We start from the raw sequence: 18861 nt of genomic DNA on the forward strand, positions 1-18861 counted from the left end.
TTCTTATCAATTTTTAAATACTCTCATGGAACGTGCGGGCAATGACCTCTTCCTGCTGCTCACGGGAAAGGCGGATGAAGTTGACCGCATAGCCCGAAACGCGGATGGTCAGCGTCGGGTATTTTTCCGGGTGATCCATGGCGTCAATCAGGGTTTCGCGGTTCATCACGTTGACATTGAGGTGATGAGCGCCCTGCGCAAAGTAACCGTCCAGCAAAGACATCAGGTTGGTTTCGCGCTGGTTTTCGTCCCTGCCCAAAGCCGCCGGCACGATTGAGAATGTATTGGAAATACCGTCTTGGCAGACACCGCGGTACGGAATTTTTGCCACACTGTTTAAAGAAGCCAGTGCACCCGAATGGTCGCGGCCGTGCATCGGGTTGGCGCCCGGGGCAAGCGGCTCGCCGCGCTTGCGGCCGTCGGGGGTGGTGCCGGTCTTTTTGCCGTACATCACGTTGCTGGTAATGGTCAGGGCCGACATGGTGTGCTTTGCGCCGCGGTAGAGCGGGTGCTTTTTCAGCTCACCGATAAAGTACTCGACAATATCCACTGCAAGGTCGTCTGCGCGGTCGTCGTCGTTGCCGTACTGCGGGAAAGCGCCCTCGGTCTTAAAATCAACGGCCACACCCTGCTCATTGCGCACCGGGCACACTTTGGCGTACTTGATTGCGGAAAGCGAATCTGCCGCAACAGAAAGCCCCGCAATGCCAAAGGCCATCAGGCGCTCGACAGCGGTGTCGTGCAGCGCCATCTGGCTCGCCTCATAGGCGTATTTGTCGTGCATAAAATGAATGATGTTGTTGGCGTCAGTGTAAAGCTGTGCAACGTACTGCATCACTTTTTTGTAGTTTTCCCATACTGTGCTGTAGTCTAGCACATCACCTGTCAGCGGCTTGATATCTGGCACCACCAAAAGGCCCATGCGCTCATCTACGCCGCCGTTAATCGCCAGCAGCAGGCTTTTTGCCAGGTTGCACCGCGCACCAAAGAACTGCATCTGCTTGCCAAGCTTCATTGCGGAAACGCAGCAGGCAATGCCGTAGTCATCGCCGTAGATTGGCCGCATAACGTCGTCATTTTCGTACTGAATAGAGTCAGTTGCAATAGAGATTTTGGTGCAGTAGCGCTTAAAGGTCTCGGGCAGGTGCTCGCTCCACAAGACGGTCAAGTTCGGCTCCGGCGCGGTGCCCAGGTTTATCAGCGTATGCAGGTATCGGTAAGAGTTTTTTGTGACCAGCGGGCGGCCGTTAACCCCTACGCCGCCGATAGATTCGGTGATCCAGGTAGGGTCGCCGCCAAAAAGGTCGTCGTACTCGGGGGTGCGCAAATGCCGCACCAGGCGCAGCTTGATGATGAACTGGTCAATCAGCTCCTGTGCGCCGGCCTCGGTTAAGGTGCCGGCCGCAAGGTCGCGCTGAATGTAAATGTCCAAAAAAGTAGAAGTACGGCCAAGGCTTGTGGCGGCGCCGTTGTTTTCTTTGACACCGGCAAGGTAGCCCATGTACACCGCCTGCACCGCCTGCTGCGCGGTCTGCGCCGGCTTGGAAATATCCACCCCGTAAGAGGCGGCCATCTCGGTCATTGCCTTGAGCGCGCGCACCTGCTCACTGACTTCTTCTGACAGGCGGATACGCTCCTCGGTCATAGGGCCGTCGAGTTCATCGTGGTCTTTCTTTTTCTGCTCAATCAGGTAGTCGGTGCCGTAAAGCGCCACCCGGCGGTAGTCGCCGATAATGCGCCCGCGGCCGTAGGCATCCGGCAGACCGGTGAGCAGGCCGACATGGCGCGCGGTGCGCACGCGCTTGGGGTAGGCGTCAAAGACGCCCTCGTTGTGGGTTTTGCGGTAGGCGGAAAAGTGCTTTTCAATTTCCGGGTCCAGCTGGTAGCCGTACTGCTCCAGGCTTTCCTTTGCCATGCGCATGCCGCCGTACAGGTTGACCATGCGCTTGAGGGGTGCATCTGTCTGCAGACCGACAACGACCTCGTTTTCGCGGTCGATATAGCCAGGCTCAAAGTTGTTGATACCGGAAATGCGCTTGGTCTCTACGTCCAGCACGCCGCCCTTTTCGCGCTCTTTCTGCAGAAGCCCGGCGCACTTTGACCACACTTTTTTTGTTTTTTCGGTTGGGCCAGCCAAAAAGCTTTCGTCGCCCTCATATAAAGTATAATTCTTTTGAATAAAATTGCGTACATCAATTTCCCGCTGCCAGCGGCCCTCATGGAAGCCATTCCATGCATTGCTCATTTTTATTACCTCCGGTTTTCAGTTGTTTTGTTGTCGGGAAAATAGCGCTGCTGCCACGCCTGCGTCTGCTTTAGGTCCATTGCCGGCGTTCCCTTTAAACGATAGGAAAGGCCCAGCGCCGCATACTTGTGCACCCCTAAAAGGTGATACGGCAAGAGTTCCACTTTTTCGACATTGGGCACTTTTTCGGCGATAAAGGTTTTAAGCGCCTGCATGTGCGCTTCGCCGCTTGTCAGGCCCGGCACCACCACGTGCCGCACCCAGACCGGCGTGCCGGCTTTTTTGACAGCTGCCAAAAACCGCGTGGTCTCGTCCCAGCTTTTCCCGGTCATCTGCCGGTAGCTTTCTGCGGTAACCTGCTTGACATCATACAAAATTAAATCGGTGTACTGCAGAAGTTCGTCATAGTTTCCCAGGCCGCAGCCGGCGGTGTCCAGGCAGGTGTGAATGCCCGCGTCTTTACACAGGCGCAGTGTCTCCAGCAGAAACTCTGGCTGCAAAAGCGGCTCTCCGCCGGAAAAGGTGACGCCGCCGCCGCGCAAAAAATAGGGCTTGCAGCACAGCACCCGGCGGGTGACTTCCTGCGGTGACATTTCGGTGCCGCCCTCGACAGGCCAGGTGTCCGGATTATGACAGAAAAGGCACCGCAGGCTGCACCCCTGCAGGAACACCACTACCCGGACCCCAGGGCCGTCGACCAGGCCCATGCTCTCAATGGAATGGACTTTTCCCTGTACCAAACCGTTCCCTCCTTTTTTCCGGAGGCCAAAAATACAAAAAAGGCCGACCATCCGGGTTGTTGCCCAGACGGTCGGCCTTTCTTCGCCATACTTCATGTGGTATGCTCCACTTCCGTCAGTTGTATGGCTGCTATAGGTTCAGCATATCGGTTTTTACGCAGAAAGTCAAGCATTTTTTGCTTTTCAGTGAAAAATATCTGTCTGCTGCATCCGGCCGGCGGCCTCTTTCAGGGCTGCCTCGTCCTGCACCAGGGCCATGCGCACATGGCCTTTTCCGCTGGGGCCAAAGGCGCTGCCCGGGGTCACCAGCACGCCGGATTTTTCAAGCAGCTCGCGCGTAAAGCGGGTGTCGTCATCGCCGTATTTTGCGGGGATTTCTGCCCAAACGAACATCGTGGCGGCAGGCTTTGCAAAGTGCCATCCCAAAGCATCAAATGCACCGCAAAGCACGTCGCGGCGCTTTTCATAGGCGGCACGGGTGCGCCCTACACAGGACTGGTCACCGGTAATGGCCGCAATGGCGGCTCTCTGAATTGGTAAAAACATGCCGTAATCCAAATTGGATTTCAGCGTTTTCAGCATACTGACCACCTGCGCGTTGCCTACGCAAAAGCCCACGCGCGCCCCAGCCATGCCATAGGTCTTGCTGAGGGAATTAAACTCAACGCCAACCTCGGCCGCACCCGGAAAGCGCAGGAAACTGCCGCAGGTTTTGCCGTCAAAGACCAGCTCGCTGTAGGCGTTGTCGTGCAGCACAATGATATCGTACTTTTTGGCAAACGCAATCAGCTTCTCATAAAACCAGTCGGGTGCGGTGGCCGTGGTGGGGTTGTTGGGGTAAGACACCACCATCAGCTTTGCCGCCTTTGCCTGTTCTTCCGGAATCGCGTCAAAGTCAATTAAGTAATCCTTTTCTTTTTTCAAAGGCATCCATGCCAGCTTTGCGCCCGCCAAAAGCGGCCCGCAGCTAAACGCTGGATAGCACGGGTCCGGCACCAGCACGGTGTCGCCGGGGTCCGCAATGGACAGCGCAATGTGTGTCAAGCCCTCTTGGGAACCCAAAAGAGAGCAAACCTGCGTCGCCGGGTCCAGCGTAACCCCGTAGCGGCGGGCGTACCACTCGGCCACCGCCTGCTGCAATTTTTGGGTATCGCTGATCGCGTAAACATACTGGGTCGGGTCCATTGCGGCCTCGGCCAGCTCTCGCCGGATAGCCCCCACCGGCGGAATATTTGGTGTACCGACAGAAAGGTCTATCACACAGGTGCCCTCTGTCTCTTTTTTCTGCTTCAGGGTCAAAAGCTCTGAAAAGACGCCTTCCCCGAATTGTTCCATCCTTTTCGCAAACTGCACGTTTCTGCACGCTCCCTTTTTACACTTTCGTCCTTTAAATTGTACACCGCAGTGCTGCCCGCGTCAACTTGATTTGAAAAAGCGGCCGCAAAAAAGCCCGTGCCGCCGAACTGCTCGGTGCACAGGCCTGTTTTTTATCTTTTTTGTTTTCGCTTTGTCCACAGCGCCAGAAACAGCCGCAGCACCAAAAGCCCCGCCGCGGCACCCAGCGCCAGCCCAGCCTCCGCCGCAGAGGCGGAAAAGTGCGGCAGGCCGACAAAGTCATACGTGGGAAAGCTCAGCGAGATAAAGCACCCGCACGCTGCGCCGCACAACGCCGCCAGCAGGTACCGCAGGAAATCCGTGTGGTTCCGGTTTTCCCCGCCGCCGCTGCCGCCGTGCCGGCGGTGGTGCAGTTCGCGTTCTGTTATTTCCCGGGTCGATCCGTCCGGTTTTCGCAGCAGCAATTTTTTCACAGCAGCAGCCCCCCCTTTTTTGTATATTGTACTTTTATGGTAGGCGTTCCCTGTGGACAGAAAACGGATAAATTACGAACATTTTTTTAACAAATGCCGAAGCCCTCATTCCGGCAGCTCTCTGAGTGCGTCTTTCATCGACTTCACATAGTCATAGATATGCGCGCCAGCGTTGTCCCCATACTTTTCTGCTAGTTTTACGATTGCGCTGCCCACAATGACGCCGTCGGCAATGCTGCCGATTTTTTTGGCCTGCTGGGGGGTGTTGATGCCAAAGCCCACTGCCGCCGGTGTTTTGGTGCTTTCACGCACTACTTTCAAAATAGAGGAAAGGTCGGTGTTGATTTTGCTGCGCATTCCCGTGACCCCCATGGAGGAAACGACATACAGAAATCCCTCAGAGCTGCCGGCAATTTTGCGGATGCGCTCGTGCGAGGTCGGCGCAATCATGGAAATCAGGCGGACATCGTTTTTCGCGGTGACCGCGGCAAGTTCGCCTTTTTCCTCATAGGGCAGGTCCGGCACAATAATGCCATCGATGCCCGCCTGCTTGCAGCGCGCAAAAAAGCGCTCGTTGCCATAGCTGAAAACCGGGTTGTAATAGGTCATAAACACCAGGGGGGCGTCGGTCTTTTGGCGCAGGCGCTCGACCATGTCAAACACGCCGTCGGTTGTGGTGCCCGCCTTTAAGGCGCGCAGGTCCGCTTCCTGTATGACCACGCCCTCTGCAATCGGGTCGGAAAACGGAATGCCGATTTCCACTAGGTCGCAGCCGGCCTTTATCATCTGCAGGATGTATTCCTCTGTTTTTTCCAGGGACGGGTCGCCCGCCGTAATAAACCCGATAAACGCTTTGCCGTTTTCAAAAGCCTTGTGTATCCTGTTCATTCTGTCAGGTTCCTCCCTCTGTAGCGGGCAATCGCTGCCACGTCTTTGTCGCCTCTGCCAGAAAGGCAGATAATCATGCTCTGGTCTTTGCGCATCGTGGGGGCCAGCTTTCTTGCATAAGCCACCGCGTGCGCGCTCTCGATCGCGCAGATAATGCCTTCTGTACGGGCAAGGTACTCGAATGCCTCCACAGCCTCGTCGTCTGTCACAGGCACGTACTGTGCGCGGCCGATATCGTACAGGTGGGCATGCTCGGGGCCAATGCCGGGGTAATCCAGCCCGGCAGAAATGGAGTAGACCGGGGCAATCTGGCCGTACTCATTTTGGCAGAAATACGACTTCATTCCGTGAAACACGCCGGGCCTGCCGGTGGCAATAGTCGCGGCGGTCTGTGCGGTATTTACCCCGCGGCCGGCCGCCTCGCAGCCGATCAGTTTTACTTCTTTATCGGGAATAAAATTGTAAAACATGCCCATGGCATTGCTGCCGCCGCCAACACAGGCCAGCACGGCATCGGGTAGTTTGCCCTGTACCTCTAAAATCTGCTGACGGGCCTCTTTGCTGATGACGCTCTGAAAGTCGCGCACCATCATGGGGTAGGGGTGCGGGCCCATGACAGAGCCAATGACATAGGCGGTGTCGTCTACGCGGCTGACCCACTCGCGCATGGCCTCGTTAATCGCATCTTTCAGCGTGCCGGTGCCGCTTTTGACCGGGTGCACTTTCGCACCCAAAAGCTCCATGCGGTAGACATTCAGCGCCTGGCGCTCGGTGTCTTTTTCGCCCATAAAGACTTCGCATTCCATATCCAGCAGGGCCGCGCCGGTGGCTGCGGCCACGCCGTGCTGCCCGGCGCCGGTTTCGGCAATAATGCGCTTTTTACCCATGCGTTTTGCCAGCAGCACCTGCCCCAGCACATTGTTGATTTTGTGGGAGCCGGTGTGGTTGAGGTCCTCGCGCTTTAAGTAGATTTTTGCGCCGCCCAAATCTTTGGTCATCTTTTCAGCGTAATAAAGCAGCGACGGCCGGTTGGCATAGTCACAGAGCAGGTCGTGCAGCTCTTCTTGAAAATCCGGATCGTTTTTGTAGTGCTCATAGGCTTCTTCCAGCCGATGCAGTTCGCTCATCAGCGTTTCGGGCACATACTGCCCGCCGTGCTCGCCATATCTTCCCTTAGCCATTGCGTACCCTCCTGATGATTGTATCAATTTTTACAGAATCTTTTTTTCCGTCTGTTTCCACTCCACTGGAAACATCTACGCCCCACGGGTGCAGGGTCTGCACCGCATGGCACACATTTTCGGGGGTCAGCCCGCCCGCCAAAAACCACGGCCGGGCAATCGGCGGCAGGACAGACCAGTCAAAGGTCTTTCCCGTACCGCTGCCGCTGTCTAAAAGCAGGCAGTCGGCCGGGCTCTGCAGAGCGTGCAGTGCGTCCTGCGCGCTCTTTACCCGAAATGCGCGGATAACCGGCACGCCGGCCTGCTGCAAAAAGCGGATGTCGCTTTCCTCTTCGCTGCCATGCAGCTGTGCCGCCGCTATGGTGCCCGCCAAAAACAGCCGCAGCACGCTTTCTTTTTGGGCATTGACAAACACCCCGATCGGGATAATGCCCGGCGCCAGCGCGCCCCGCAGGCGCGCTGCCTGCTGCGGGGTCACCTGCCGGCGGCTCTCTGCAAAGACAAATCCCGCGTACTCCGGCCGTGCGGCATTGACCGCGGCGATGTCTTCCATGCGGCTTAGGCCGCAGATTTTAATGCGTGTCATGCTGCCTTTCCCCTTTCTGTCAGTTTTCGCCGGAAAGTTCCCTGAGCCGCGCGGTTTTGTCCGGCGCGCGCATCAGCGCTTCCCCTACCAAGACCGCGTCGGCGCCCATCTGGCGCACTGCCAAAATATCCTGCGGACCTTTGACGCCGCTTTCCGAAACAAAGATGACTTCCGGCGGCACCAAAGCGCGCAGACGCTGCCCGGCAGTGAGGTCGACAGAAAAGTCCTTTAAGTTGCGGTTGTTTACGCCGATGATTTTCGCCCCGCTGTTCAGTGCACGCTGTACTTCCTCTGCAGTATGGGCCTCTACCAAAGCGGAAAGGCCCAGCGACTCCGCCAGAATTCGGTACTGCCGCAGTTCGTTGTCCGACAGAATTGCGCAGATCAGCAGCACCGCGCTCGCCCCCAAGACCTTCGCCTCGCAAATCATGTACGGGTCTACAGTAAAGTCCTTGCGCAGCACCGGCAGATGCACCGCGCCGGCAATTTCAAAGAGATACCGGTCATTGCCCAAAAACCACTTTGGCTCAGTCAAAACAGAAATGGCCGCCGCGCCCGCGGCTTCATATTCCCTTGCAATCTGCAGATACGGAAAGTTCGGCGCAATCAGGCCCTTGCTGGGAGAGGCCTTTTTGACCTCGCAGATAAAGGAAAGCCCTGGTGCTTTCAGTGCTTTTTCAAATGGAAACGAATCGTCTGCAGGCAGAGCCTGCGCCTGCCGCTGCAGCATTGCATAGGGCACCCTTTCTTTGTGCTGTGCGACGCGCACACGGGCGGCCGCGGCAAGTTCATCTAAAATCATGCCGGTTCTCCGTTTGACAGGCGCACAAAGCGCTCCAGCTGTGCTTTTGCCGCACCGGAATCAATGGTCTCTGCCGCAATCTTTACGCCTTGCTTGAGGTCCGCCGCTTTTCCGGCGATTTTCAGCGCCGCGGCGGTATTGAGGAGCACTGCGTCGCGCTTGGGGCCTTTCTCGCCCGCAAGGATTCTGCGGGTGATTTCGGCATTTTCTTTTGGCGTACCGCCGGTCATATCCGCTTTTTTGCAGCGGGAAAGGCCCACTTCCTCCGGTGTAATCACATACGAGCTGTAGCTGCCGTCCTTTACCTCGCAGACAGTCGTGGGGGCAGAAAGGGAGATTTCGTCCAGTTTATCCTGCCCATAGACCACCATGCCGCTCTTGACGCCCAGGTTCGACAGCACGCGGGCCAGCGGCTCTACCAGGGATTCATCGTAGACGCCCATCAGTTCCATATTAGCACCCGCCGGGTTTGACAGCGGCCCTAAGATATTAAAGACCGTGCGAATGCCCAGTTCTTTGCGCACCGGGGCGACGTACTTCATAGCGATATGGTAATTCTGCGCAAACAAAAAGCAGAAGCCGATGCTTTCGAGCAGGTCAGTGCTTTTGTCGGGCGGCAGCTGAATATCTGCCCCCAGTGCCTCCAAAACATCTGCGGCACCGCATTTGCTGGAGGCCGCGCGGTTGCCGTGTTTTGCCACCGGCACCCCCGCCGCGGAAGTGATAATGGCAGATGTCGTAGAAATATTAAACGAATTGGCGTTGTCGCCGCCCGTGCCCACAATTTCCAGTACATCCATTTTGTGCAGCAGGCGGATGCAGTGGCTGCGCATTCCCTCTGCTGAGGCGGTGATTTCGTCAATGGTCTCGCCTTTCATGCGCAGCGCTGTCAGGTAAGAGCCGATCTGCGCGGGCGTTGTGTCGCCGCTCATAATTTCATTCATGACCTCGTTGGCGGTTTGGTAGCTTAAGTTTCTGCCGTCTGTCAGCTGTGCGATTGCTTCCCGAATCATAACAATACCTCCAAAGGATTTCTGTATTAAAAGCGGCTGTGCCGTTTATGAATTGTGCTTATTCCGCCAGTTTTAAAAAATTCTGTAAAATAGCCGTTCCCTGCGGGGTCAGAATCGACTCCGGGTGAAACTGCAGGCCAAAAATTGGGTAATCCCGGTGCTGTACAGCCATAACTTCGCCGTCATCCGCTGTGCGGGCAGTGACCACAAGCGCAGGCGGCAGGGTGTCTTCCTGTACTGCCAGCGAATGGTACCGCGCCGCGCCGATAACCGGCGGCAGACCGGCAAAGAGCGGGCATTTGGGGTCGAGGCGCACCTGCGACTGCTTGCCGTGCATCAGCTTTTTTGCGTAGCCAATGGTCGCACCATAGGCCTCACAAATGGCCTGGTGCCCCAGGCATACCCCTAAAAGCGGCACCTTTCCCGCAAAGTACCGCACGGCCTTTTCACATACGCCGGCCTGCGCCGGGCGTCCCGGGCCAGGGCTTAGCAGAATGGCCTGTGGGTGCATTTGGGCGATTTCCTCTATGCTGCAGGCGCTGTTGCGAATCACGCGGATATCGGGGTTTAAGGAACCGACCAGCTGGTAAAGATTGTAAGAAAAGCTATCGTAATTATCAATCAGTAAAATCACGGTCAATTCCCTCCTGTGCGGTTTCCAGCGCCGTAACCACGGCCTTTGCCTTGTTGATGCACTCCTGATATTCGTTTTCCGGCACACTGTCGGCCACAATGCCCGCACCAGAGCGCACAAAAACTTTTCCATTTTTCTGAAACGCAATGCGAATGGCAATGCAGGTATCCAAGTTGCCGGTAAAGTCAAGGTACCCGATCGCCCCGCCGTAAATGCCGCGGCGGTTGTTTTCCAGCTCGTTGATAATCTGGCAGGCACGGAATTTTGGTGCACCGGAAAGCGTACCCGCCGGCAGCACCGCGCCCACTACATCGGCGGCAGTGACGCCCGGCCGCAGCCTGCCGGCTACTGTGGAGCCCAGGTGCATAATATGGGAAAAGCGCAGCACCTGCAGGTGTTTTTCCACTTTTACGCTGCCAAAGCTGCTGACGCGCCCCAGGTCGTTGCGGCCAAGGTCCACCAGCATGTTGTGCTCAGAGAGCTCTTTGGGGTCGTGCAGCAGGTCCTGCTCCAGCCGGTCATCCTCTGCTTCGTCGGCGCCGCGCGGGCGGGAACCCGCCAGCGGGAACGTGTGCAGCACACCGTCCTGCAGCTTTACCAGTGTCTCGGGTGAGGCGCCGGCAATTTCGATATCGTCACTGGAAAAATAGAACATATACGGCGAAGGATTCAGCGTACGCAGCACCCGGTAGGTGTCGAGCAGGCTGCCGGTAAAGTCGGCGTCCAGGCGGTTGCTGAGCACCACCTGAAAAATGTCGCCTTCACGAATATAGCGTTTGGCGCGCTCAACCATTCCGCAGTACTGCTCTTTGCTGAAAAGATGCCTTACGGGAGAAGTCAGTCGGCCGGGGGCGCGCTGCTGCGCCTTGCCGTTTCGCACCAGCTCTGCCATCTGCTCCAGTTCCTCCTGTGCAGCGTAGTAGGCTTCCTCCACATTGCCATCGAGCCGGATATTGACGATAAAGACGATTTTCTGGCGGAAATTGTCAAAGGCAATGACTCGGTCAAACAGCATGAGGTCGACATCGTTAAAGTGCTCCTGGTCATCGGCGCACAGCTGCAGTTCCGGTTCACTGTACTTGATATAGTCGTACGAAAAATACCCGACCAGTCCGCCGGTAAAGGGCGGCAGGCCCGCCACCTTTGGGCTTTTGTAGTCCTCCAGTATTTTCTGCAGCACCGCGCCGGGGTCTTTGGTCTGAAAGTGCTTTTCATTTTTGCCGCTGCGCACACGCATGGCGCCGTTTGCACAGGTGACCTCCATGGTAGGGGAATACCCTAAAAAGGTGTAGCGCCCCCACCGCCGGCTGCTCTCGGCGCTTTCTAAAAGAAAGCAGTGGCAGCTCTGCGCCTGCAAGATGCGCAGCACCTGTATCGGTGTTTTGATATCGGCGTAAATTTCCCGGCAGACCGGCAGCACGCGGTATTTTCCGGTTTCGGCGAAGCGCTGGGCTTCCTGTAAGGATGGTTTTGGCATTTTTTTACCCCCTGTGGCCAGTTTTCCGCCCGGGGAAAGCTGCAAAAAGGCCCGCCCCGGGCAGACTTAAAAGAAGTCTGCCAAGGACGGGCCTATCATCATCAAAGCTCGCGGTGCCACCTTGCTTTGCGGCAGTTGTGCCGCACACTTTACGGGATACCAACATACCCCCGGCTCTGTTACGCAAGCCGCGCGTCGCGGAATACTGAGCAGCTGTGCTGCTTTTGACCGCGCCCTCAGTGGTCCATTTAACAGCCCGCCTGCCGCCCGGCTCTCAGCCTGCCGGGCTCTCTGTATGCGCGTCTGCTGTTTTTATCTCCACTTCATCAGTTTAAAACAGAAATATTTGATTTGTTATTATTATACGCTGCCTTTTTGTTTTGTCAACTAGTTTTTTGTATATTTTCCTATTTTATTTTTGTTTCCGGCAGAAATACCAGAATGTTTTTCCCGCCAGCCTCCTTATCTTTTCTCTGCAGGCGCCTGCCCTGCCAAAGCAAAGCACAGGCGAAAAAAGCGCGCTCATAAGTTCGCATATTCCTTTGATACACGAATCATAAAGGATTTTTTCGGTATGAAAGGGCCATAAATGGCCCTCAGCTTTATTTTATCGAATATATGTTCGTAAAAGCCTTGTATCGCCCGCTTCTGTTTTGTAAGATGGAAAGCAGAGGGATTCCGCTGCACAAAAGAAAGCGAGTGGTAACAAATGGATTACTGGAAATGGGGACAGGAATACTTAAACGAGGCAGCTGTGCTGAAAAAGCACCTGACACCCGTGCGCCGGCAGCTGAAACAGTGCGGGCTAAGCATTGACCAGAGCCGCGAACTTGCCCTGCGCGAAAGCATGCTGTACCAAATGTACTTAGAGCTGAGCGCAACTGGGCATTACCTGCAGAGGTGCGGCCGATGAAACACAAAAAGCTGAGCTACGACCTGCTGCCGCAGGGGCTGTGTGCACAGCCGCCCGCCGACCAACCCGACAGCCGCTACGAGGCCATGCGCCGCGCGCTGCACCTTGCGATTCAGCAGGAGCTGACCCCCCGCCAGCGTTTCTGTATAGAGCACCGTCTTTCCGGGGAAAAGGTGCAGGATATTGCAGCCGAACTGGGCCTTGCGCCCTCAACGGTAAGTATGCACCTAAAGCGCGCTTCGCGCCGGCTGCGGCACACGCTGCAGTACAGCCGGCAGTTTTTAGAAACACGCTGAACTCTTTCTTTTGTCTTTCATAGGAATACAAAAGGCTCTCTTTCCGCTGCCTGCAGAAAGAGAGCCTTTTTCTATACGGCCATTTAAGTACGCTGAAAATTTTCCAGTACACGGGCCGCCAAAGAGTCATCCACACGCACAAAGTCATTGCCCTGTACGCCGCCGCACTCTTCGCTTATTTCCATTGCTTTTTCATATGTAGCAAAGCGGGTCGCTTTTTTAACCGGGTTTTCCTCTCCCTCTAAGAAGAAAAGGAAGCCCATGCGGTCGGTCTCCTGACTAGCAAAGCAGAAACAGCCTGTCTCGACCGCTTTGCCCTGGCGCTCCTCTACAATCCCGGCAAGGCCGGCCTTTACCAGCTCTACACCGACATCGTTGAGCCCCGCCTCAAAAATCAGGATTTTTTCTTTGAGTTCCATCGGTGACGAAACCTCGCGCTTTGTAATGCCGTCAAGCTGCGGAAAGCGTTTGTCCACTTCCACTGTTTTCAGGTCTTTCCCGCTGCCCTCTGGCACCAGGTAGATCATAAATTTCTTTTCCTTGTCATGGTACAGGCAGGGATAAACCAGCTCTGCCTGATAGCCGCAGTGCGGGCACTGCCAATCAAACAGCGTTTCATCCAGCACCTTTTGCCGCAAAACCGGCTCGGTATCCGCGCTGATTCCCGTCCACATCTTTGTGCGCACCGGCTTGCCGCACTGCGGGCAGCACACATCTTTGTTTACCTGCGTAGACATAAAAGAAAAACACCCCCGTGTTCATTCGCACTTTATTTGCTTATTATAACACATTTCCCGTGAAATGCCTACAAAAAACCCGTTTCCCACAGCTTTTTTTCCGGCTGTACAAAAGGCCGGCGCTTCTGCTTTTTTTACTGTTCAAAAAGCAGAAAGTGCAGTATAATAGTTTTACAGAGAAAGCACAGCCCGCAAACTGTGTGTCTTTTTTAACTTTGAAACAGAAACCGCAGTATCAAAATATGAATTCTGATACTCTGTTAGTACTGCCGCGCCTTATTTTCCGCAGGCGTCCCTGCCTGTGCAGCATGGAGGAATGAATGATGGGAATAATCAATGATTTGGGAAAACAGCTTTCCGATACTTTCGGTGACCTGCTGGAAAAGAACCGCCGCGCTGCCGCTATCAGCCGCCTGCGCGTTGTCATCCAAAACGAGCGCGATGAAAACGCGCGCGCTTATGTTGCGCTGGGCAAATACTACTACGACCACATGCGCGGCCAGGGCAGCACCGAGGCCGAGGCCCTGTGCGACTCTATCGATGAATGCGACCGGCGGCTGAAAAACGCCTTTAAGCGCATGGAAGAAATCCGTGAAGAAACCGACGGCACCGACGAGGCAAGCCCCTGCACAGAGTGCAGCAGCGACTGCAGCACCTGCCAGTACAACCAGGAGGACGAACCCGAAAGCCCGGCCGCTGCAGAGCCACAGCCGAAAGAAGCCCCCTCAGAGGCAGCCCCGTACGACCCCTATGACACCACGCCCTCGCCCATTGCCCACGACCCGGACAATATTGAAATCGATGATATGCCGCCCAAAAGCACCCCCATTACCAGCGCCGATATCCCGCCTGCGGCGCCGGCCGTCAGCCCGGCCGTGACCCCGGCCGATGAAGAGGCCGCACCAGAGGAGCCGGAAGCGTGAAGGGAAAAGTACTGGTCGGCATGAGCGGCGGCGTTGACAGCAGCGTCGCCGCCCTTCTGCTGCAGCGACAGGGCTGGGAAGTGGTCGGCTGTACGCTGCGCCTGCACCTGGATGACCCCGCCTTTCCCCCGCGCGAGGGCGGCTGCTGTTCTTTTAAAGATGTACAGGACGCGCGGCGTGTCTGCTACGCTTTGGGAATTGACCATTTTGTATTTAATTTTACAGAATTATTTTCAGAAAAAGTGATCGACAACTTTGTTTCCGAGTACGGCGCAGGCCATACGCCAAACCCCTGCATTCGCTGCAACCGGTGGCTCAAGTTCGGCGCTATGCTGCAGCGTGCGCAGGCCCTGGGCTGTGACGCCATTGCCACCGGGCACTACGCCAGTGTACAAAAGGGCGAAAACGGCCGCTGGCAGCTTTTGGCTTCCCCCACCGGCAAAGACCAAAGCTATGTGCTCTACAGCCTGACACAGCAGCAGCTTGCCCATACACAGCTGCCTTTAGCCAGCCTGCCCAAACCAGAGGTGCGCCGCTTGGCAGAGGAAGCGGGCCTGCCCGTGGCCCACAAACCCGACAGCCAGGAAATCTGCTTTGTGCCCGACAACGACTACGCCGGTTTTCTCTGCCGCCACTGTGGGCATGACAGCGCCCCCGGTGATATTGTTGACCAAAGCGGCAAAGTGCTTGGCCACCATCGCGGGCTGACACACTACACCGTGGGCCAGCGCAAAGGGCTTGGCATCGCCTTTGGCCAGCCGATGTATATCACAAAGCTCGACGCCGCCCAGAACCGCGTGGTCCTGGGACCGGAGGGCAGCCAGTACAGCCGTTCCCTTTTGGCAGACGAAATGAACTGGGTCTCGATTCCCGCGCCGCAGGCTCCCCTGCGCGTACAGGCGAAAATCCGCTACCAGGCAAAGCCCGCGCCCGCGCTGGCTTCTCCCCGGCTAAACGGCAGCTTTCTCTTGACCTTTGACACGCCGCAGCGCGCCATTGCGCCCGGCCAAGCCGCTGTGCTGTACGACGGCCCGCTGCTCTTAGGCGGCGGCGTTATTCAGCAGAGTTTTTCAGAACTGCCGCCTGCTGATTTCTAATTGTAAATCTTTCCCCCATGCAGTGATTTTTCTGCACGGGGGTTCTTTTTATATCCCGTCATTATCAATAAAAAGTGTAACACTTGTGGCACTTTACGCTGCTGTATGGTATAATAAAAACTTCTAAAAAGGATACTAAAACGGATAAGCGCACATTTTCTTTTCTGTGTGAGGTGATTTTTTTGCCAAGCCTTTTGTTGGAAATTCAAGAGACCGTCAAAGAGTACGTCGATATCATGGCTAAAATCTCGCAGGTTGACGTAGAGGTGGTGGATGCCTCTCTCTTTCGTGTAGCCGGTACGGGGATGTTTCAGCAGCATATTAACCAAGACATGTCTGATGAGGGGTACACCTATCAGCATGTGCTGCGCACAGGTAGCCTGCAGGTCATCTATTCGCCCGGGGACTCCCCTATCTGTCAACACTGCCCCCGCTGCAGCAACTGCGACGAAGAAATTGAAATTGCCATGCCGATTCCCGCGCAGGGCACTACCATCGGCGTAATCGGCCTTGTCGGCTCCAGTATCCAGCAGCGCACCCGTATTTTGCGGGACAAAAAAATGTATCTGGGTCTGATTGAGCAGATTGCCAGTTTCATTTCTGCCAAAGCCATGGAGGTTCTCGACCAAAAGAAAAAGGAATCCATGCTCTCTGCACTTTCCTGTACCATCAGCCACATGGAGCAGGGAATTCTCATTTTAGGCCGAAACCATACGGTTACGCTTTCAAATCAGGCTGCCCGGGAACAGCTGCGTATAGAGGCACTGGACAGCCTGCCCGTTTCCCTGATACAAACCGGCGACCGGCTAAACAACCAAAATGAATACCTGCTTTCTATCGGCACAGAAACGGTGCATATCCTGGGGGAACGCTATTACCCCGCGCAAGCCGACGACAGGTATTGTGAGGTGCTGGTCTTTACCTGTAGCAGGGATCTGCACAAAAAAATGTATACCCTGACGGCTTCTGTCAACACAAGCACGCTGGTAGGCTCTAGTGCAGCAACCAATGCCCTGCGGGCCGAAATTCAAAAGGTTGCCAACAGCACCTCAACCGTGCTGCTGACCGGGGAAATGGGGGTTGGCAAAGAAGTGGCCGCCACCGAGATCTGGCGTACCGGAAACCGCAGCCAGCATCAGTTTGTCTCCCTAAACTGTGCCACTGTTCCTGAAAACCTAATAGAAGCCGACTTGTTCGGGTATGTAAAGGGTGCTTTTCCCGCCGCAAGTCCCGACGGCCGGGTCGGCAAATTTGAGCTGGCCAACCACGGTGTCATTTTTCTCAATGAAATCGGCGACATGCCGCTTTACCTGCAAACAAAGCTGCTGCGGGTTCTGCAAGACCGGCGGATTGTCCGCATTGGCTCAAACCAGCTTATCCCCATTGATGTACGTGTCATTGCCGCCGCCAACAAAGATTTAAAAGAAATGATTGCAGACGGAAAATTTCGGGAAGATTTGTATTATCGGCTGAATGTTATCCCCATACACCTTCTGCCGCTGCGCCGCCGCCTAAAAGACATCCCGGACCTTGCTAATCTGTTTGCCAGCCGTTATTCCTCTCTGTTTGACAAGCCCCGATGCCGCATTTCGCCGGACTGCATGAAGGTTTTGCTGCACCACCCCTGGTACGGAAATGTACGCGAACTGGAAAACACCGTGGAATTCATGGTAAATATGAGCGATGAAGAAGGCATACTGGGGATTAACACTCTGCCGCGCGATTTCTTTGCCGACAATTCGCCCGCCGGCAAGCAGTCTGTCCTTGCGACCGCACCAGAGCCCGCGGACGGAGAAATTATTCCGCTGGCAGAGCTGGAGCGGCAGGCAGTTACACACGCACTGGAGCTTTGCGGTTCCTCTACACAGGGAAAACGGGAAGCCGCCCGGCGGCTGGGCATCAGCCTGGCCACCCTTTACCGCAAAGCAGATGAATTCTCACTTTAAGAAATTTGTCGATTCTCTTTTTGAGAAGCGCTCTCATTTTAAGAATCTTTCTGTTTCCTTTTTCTCTTCCGCCACAGCAGCTGTGCTTGGCTTTCGGCATAAAAATGCCGTAAAGCCCGGCGCAGCTTTTGTTTTGTAATTTTTTTTACATCATTCTTTGCTTTTACCGGATTATTGTGCTATTTTTATTAAATTTTTTCTATTTTTATTACAAAACTAGTACATTCTTTAATTGCGAACCTCTCTTGACTCTCTCGGGTTTCCTTGTTATCTTGCTATTGAACTTACACAATCTGTGCCGGCAAGGCACCGGAAAGGATGCGAAAAGTGTGAGCAAAGAAACCTTTCAGATCGTCTCATTCCCGCGGAAAGCGGAAATGCCTGCCGAAATACGCCTCTTTCAATTACAGGAGGCCGAGGCTACCCGCGCATTTCACGCTAGTTTTCCGGTTTACCGGGAAACCCCGCTGGTCGAGCGCAGACAGACCGCAGAAGCCCTAGGGCTTGGCACCGTATACGTAAAGGATGAGTCTTTCCGTTTCGGGTTAAATGCCTTTAAAGTACTGGGCGGCAGTTTTGCCATTGGCAACTGCATCGCTCGCCGGCTGGGGGTGCATATCCGCGACCTGCCCTACCCGGCCATGGTCTCTACGGAAACCCGCGAAAAGCTGGGCAGCCTTACCTTTGTCACTGCCACTGATGGCAACCACGGCCGCGGCGTCGCCTGGACTGCCCGTCAGCTGCACCAGCACGCGGTTGTCTATATGCCAAAAGGCAGCTCTCCTGAGCGGCTGGCCAATATCCGCGCGGAGGGAGCAGATGCTACAATTACCGACCTTAACTATGACGATGCGGTGCGCCTGGCAAAGCGCCAGGCCGAGGAACACGGCTGGATTATGGTACAGGACACCGCGTGGCCGGGCTATGAGGATATCCCCGCCTGGATTATGCAGGGCTACGGCACCATGGGGTACGAGGCCTGGAAACAGCTACCGCAAAAGCCCACCCATATCTTCCTGCAGGCTGGGGTAGGCTCCATGGCGGGTGCCATCACCGGATTTTTTACCGCTCTGTATGGGAAAGACCGGCCCATTATCACCATTGTAGAGCCGAACCGTGCCAACTGCCTTTTCCGTACCGCGCAGGCAGACGACGGCAAACTTCATTTCGTTTCCGGAGACATGAATACCATTATGGCGGGACTTGCCTGCGGCGAACCGTGTACAATCGGCTGGAATGTTCTGCACGCCTGCGCGGATCATTTTATCTCTTGCCCCGATTACACCGCCGCCAAAGGAATGCGCATTTTGGGCTGCCCCTTCCCGGGAGAAACACCCGTTGTTTCCGGCGAAAGCGGTGCTGCCGGGTTTGGCTGCCTTGCTGAGATGATGACCAACCCCGTACTGCAGCCGCTGCGGGATGCGCTACAGCTAAACCGTACCTCACGCGTACTGTGTTTCAGTACAGAAGGGGATACCGATCGTGCAAATTACCGGGCAGTCACCTGGGATGGCCGCTACCCAAGCGGACCAGAGGACCGCACTGTTACCATTCAAAATAAGGAGGACACCTAAC

General features: G+C 55.5%; 18 protein-coding genes and 1 riboswitch. Of the genes, 6 read left to right on the top strand and 12 right to left on the bottom strand.

Annotation, left to right across the window (positions count from 1 at the left end):
- Positions 1-13 precede the first annotated feature (13 nt).
- The 11 genes from pflB to LKE53_10065 all read right to left on the bottom strand — a co-directional run bounded on the left by pflB (position 14) and on the right by LKE53_10065 (position 11374).
- Positions 14-2245: a formate C-acetyltransferase gene (gene pflB / locus LKE53_10015; GenBank protein MCH3973075.1), complete on the bottom strand. Its 2232-nt coding sequence runs from the start codon at positions 2243-2245 to the stop codon at positions 14-16.
- A gap of 5 nt (positions 2246-2250) precedes the next feature.
- Positions 2251-2985 carry a pyruvate formate-lyase-activating protein gene (pflA, locus tag LKE53_10020; protein MCH3973076.1) on the bottom strand — a complete coding sequence of 245 codons (735 nt, stop codon included), beginning with the start codon at positions 2983-2985 and terminating at the stop codon, positions 2251-2253.
- A 54-nt stretch (positions 2986-3039) separates the two neighbouring features.
- Positions 3040-3118, bottom strand: a riboswitch (ZMP/ZTP riboswitch).
- A 50-nt stretch (positions 3119-3168) separates the two neighbouring features.
- Positions 3169-4338, bottom strand: a complete 1170-nt coding sequence (locus LKE53_10025) for an aminotransferase class I/II-fold pyridoxal phosphate-dependent enzyme (GenBank protein MCH3973077.1) — start codon at positions 4336-4338, stop codon at positions 3169-3171.
- 134 nt (positions 4339-4472) lie between these two features.
- Positions 4473-4793, bottom strand: a complete 321-nt coding sequence (locus tag LKE53_10030) for a hypothetical protein (GenBank protein ID MCH3973078.1) — start codon at positions 4791-4793, stop codon at positions 4473-4475.
- A gap of 105 nt (positions 4794-4898) precedes the next feature.
- Positions 4899-5681, bottom strand: coding sequence for a tryptophan synthase subunit alpha (trpA, locus tag LKE53_10035; GenBank protein MCH3973079.1), 783 nt, complete (start codon positions 5679-5681; stop codon positions 4899-4901).
- Positions 5678-6862 carry a tryptophan synthase subunit beta gene (gene trpB, locus LKE53_10040; protein ID MCH3973080.1) on the bottom strand — a complete coding sequence of 395 codons (1185 nt, stop codon included), beginning with the start codon at positions 6860-6862 and terminating at the stop codon, positions 5678-5680. The genes trpA and trpB overlap by 4 nt, the downstream gene beginning before the upstream one ends.
- Entirely contained in the window at positions 6855-7448 is a 594-nt protein-coding gene (locus tag LKE53_10045; protein MCH3973081.1) for a phosphoribosylanthranilate isomerase, read from the bottom strand. Before LKE53_10045 ends, trpB begins: the two co-directional genes overlap by 8 nt.
- Positions 7449-7467: 19 nt before the next feature.
- Positions 7468-8250, bottom strand: a complete 783-nt coding sequence (gene trpC / locus LKE53_10050) for an indole-3-glycerol phosphate synthase TrpC (GenBank protein ID MCH3973082.1) — start codon at positions 8248-8250, stop codon at positions 7468-7470.
- A complete protein-coding gene (gene trpD, locus LKE53_10055; GenBank protein ID MCH3973083.1) occupies positions 8247-9263 on the bottom strand; it encodes an anthranilate phosphoribosyltransferase in 1017 nt (338 codons plus the stop codon). Before trpD ends, trpC begins: the two co-directional genes overlap by 4 nt.
- 58 nt (positions 9264-9321) lie before the next feature.
- Complete coding sequence (locus tag LKE53_10060) at positions 9322-9897, bottom strand: aminodeoxychorismate/anthranilate synthase component II (GenBank protein MCH3973084.1); 576 nt, start codon at positions 9895-9897, stop codon at positions 9322-9324.
- Entirely contained in the window at positions 9881-11374 is a 1494-nt protein-coding gene (locus tag LKE53_10065) for an anthranilate synthase component I family protein (GenBank protein ID MCH3973085.1), read from the bottom strand. Before LKE53_10065 ends, LKE53_10060 begins: the two co-directional genes overlap by 17 nt.
- A gap of 709 nt (positions 11375-12083) precedes the next feature.
- On the opposite strand from LKE53_10065, the gene LKE53_10070 reads away from it, so the two are divergent.
- Together LKE53_10070 and LKE53_10075 are read left to right on the top strand one after the other, a co-directional pair.
- Positions 12084-12287 carry a hypothetical protein gene (locus LKE53_10070; protein ID MCH3973086.1) on the top strand — a complete coding sequence of 68 codons (204 nt, stop codon included), beginning with the start codon at positions 12084-12086 and terminating at the stop codon, positions 12285-12287.
- A complete protein-coding gene (locus LKE53_10075) occupies positions 12284-12583 on the top strand; it encodes a LuxR C-terminal-related transcriptional regulator (protein ID MCH3973087.1) in 300 nt (99 codons plus the stop codon). The genes LKE53_10070 and LKE53_10075 overlap by 4 nt, the downstream gene beginning before the upstream one ends.
- A gap of 83 nt (positions 12584-12666) precedes the next feature.
- On the opposite strand, the gene LKE53_10080 is transcribed toward LKE53_10075, so the two are convergent.
- Complete coding sequence (locus tag LKE53_10080) at positions 12667-13320, bottom strand: CpXC domain-containing protein (GenBank protein ID MCH3973088.1); 654 nt, start codon at positions 13318-13320, stop codon at positions 12667-12669.
- 320 nt (positions 13321-13640) lie between these two features.
- Between LKE53_10080 and LKE53_10085 the strand changes: the two genes are divergently transcribed.
- From LKE53_10085 to dpaL, 4 genes are all read left to right on the top strand, one after another.
- Positions 13641-14243, top strand: coding sequence for a hypothetical protein (locus LKE53_10085; protein MCH3973089.1), 603 nt, complete (start codon positions 13641-13643; stop codon positions 14241-14243).
- Between the two features lie 20 nt (positions 14244-14263).
- Positions 14264-15340 (top strand): tRNA 2-thiouridine(34) synthase MnmA, encoded by a 1077-nt coding sequence (mnmA, locus tag LKE53_10090; GenBank protein MCH3973090.1) that lies wholly within the window; start codon positions 14264-14266, stop codon positions 15338-15340.
- A 182-nt stretch (positions 15341-15522) separates the two neighbouring features.
- Positions 15523-17286, top strand: coding sequence for a sigma-54 dependent transcriptional regulator (locus tag LKE53_10095; GenBank protein ID MCH3973091.1), 1764 nt, complete (start codon positions 15523-15525; stop codon positions 17284-17286).
- Positions 17287-17663: 377 nt separating this feature from the next.
- Positions 17664-18860 carry a diaminopropionate ammonia-lyase gene (gene dpaL / locus LKE53_10100; protein MCH3973092.1) on the top strand — a complete coding sequence of 399 codons (1197 nt, stop codon included), beginning with the start codon at positions 17664-17666 and terminating at the stop codon, positions 18858-18860.
- The last annotated feature ends 1 nt before the right edge of the window (position 18861 follow it).

The sequence above is a fragment of the Oscillospiraceae bacterium genome (genome assembly GCA_022483045.1).
Classification (GTDB): domain Bacteria; phylum Bacillota; class Clostridia; order Oscillospirales; family Acutalibacteraceae; genus Caproicibacterium.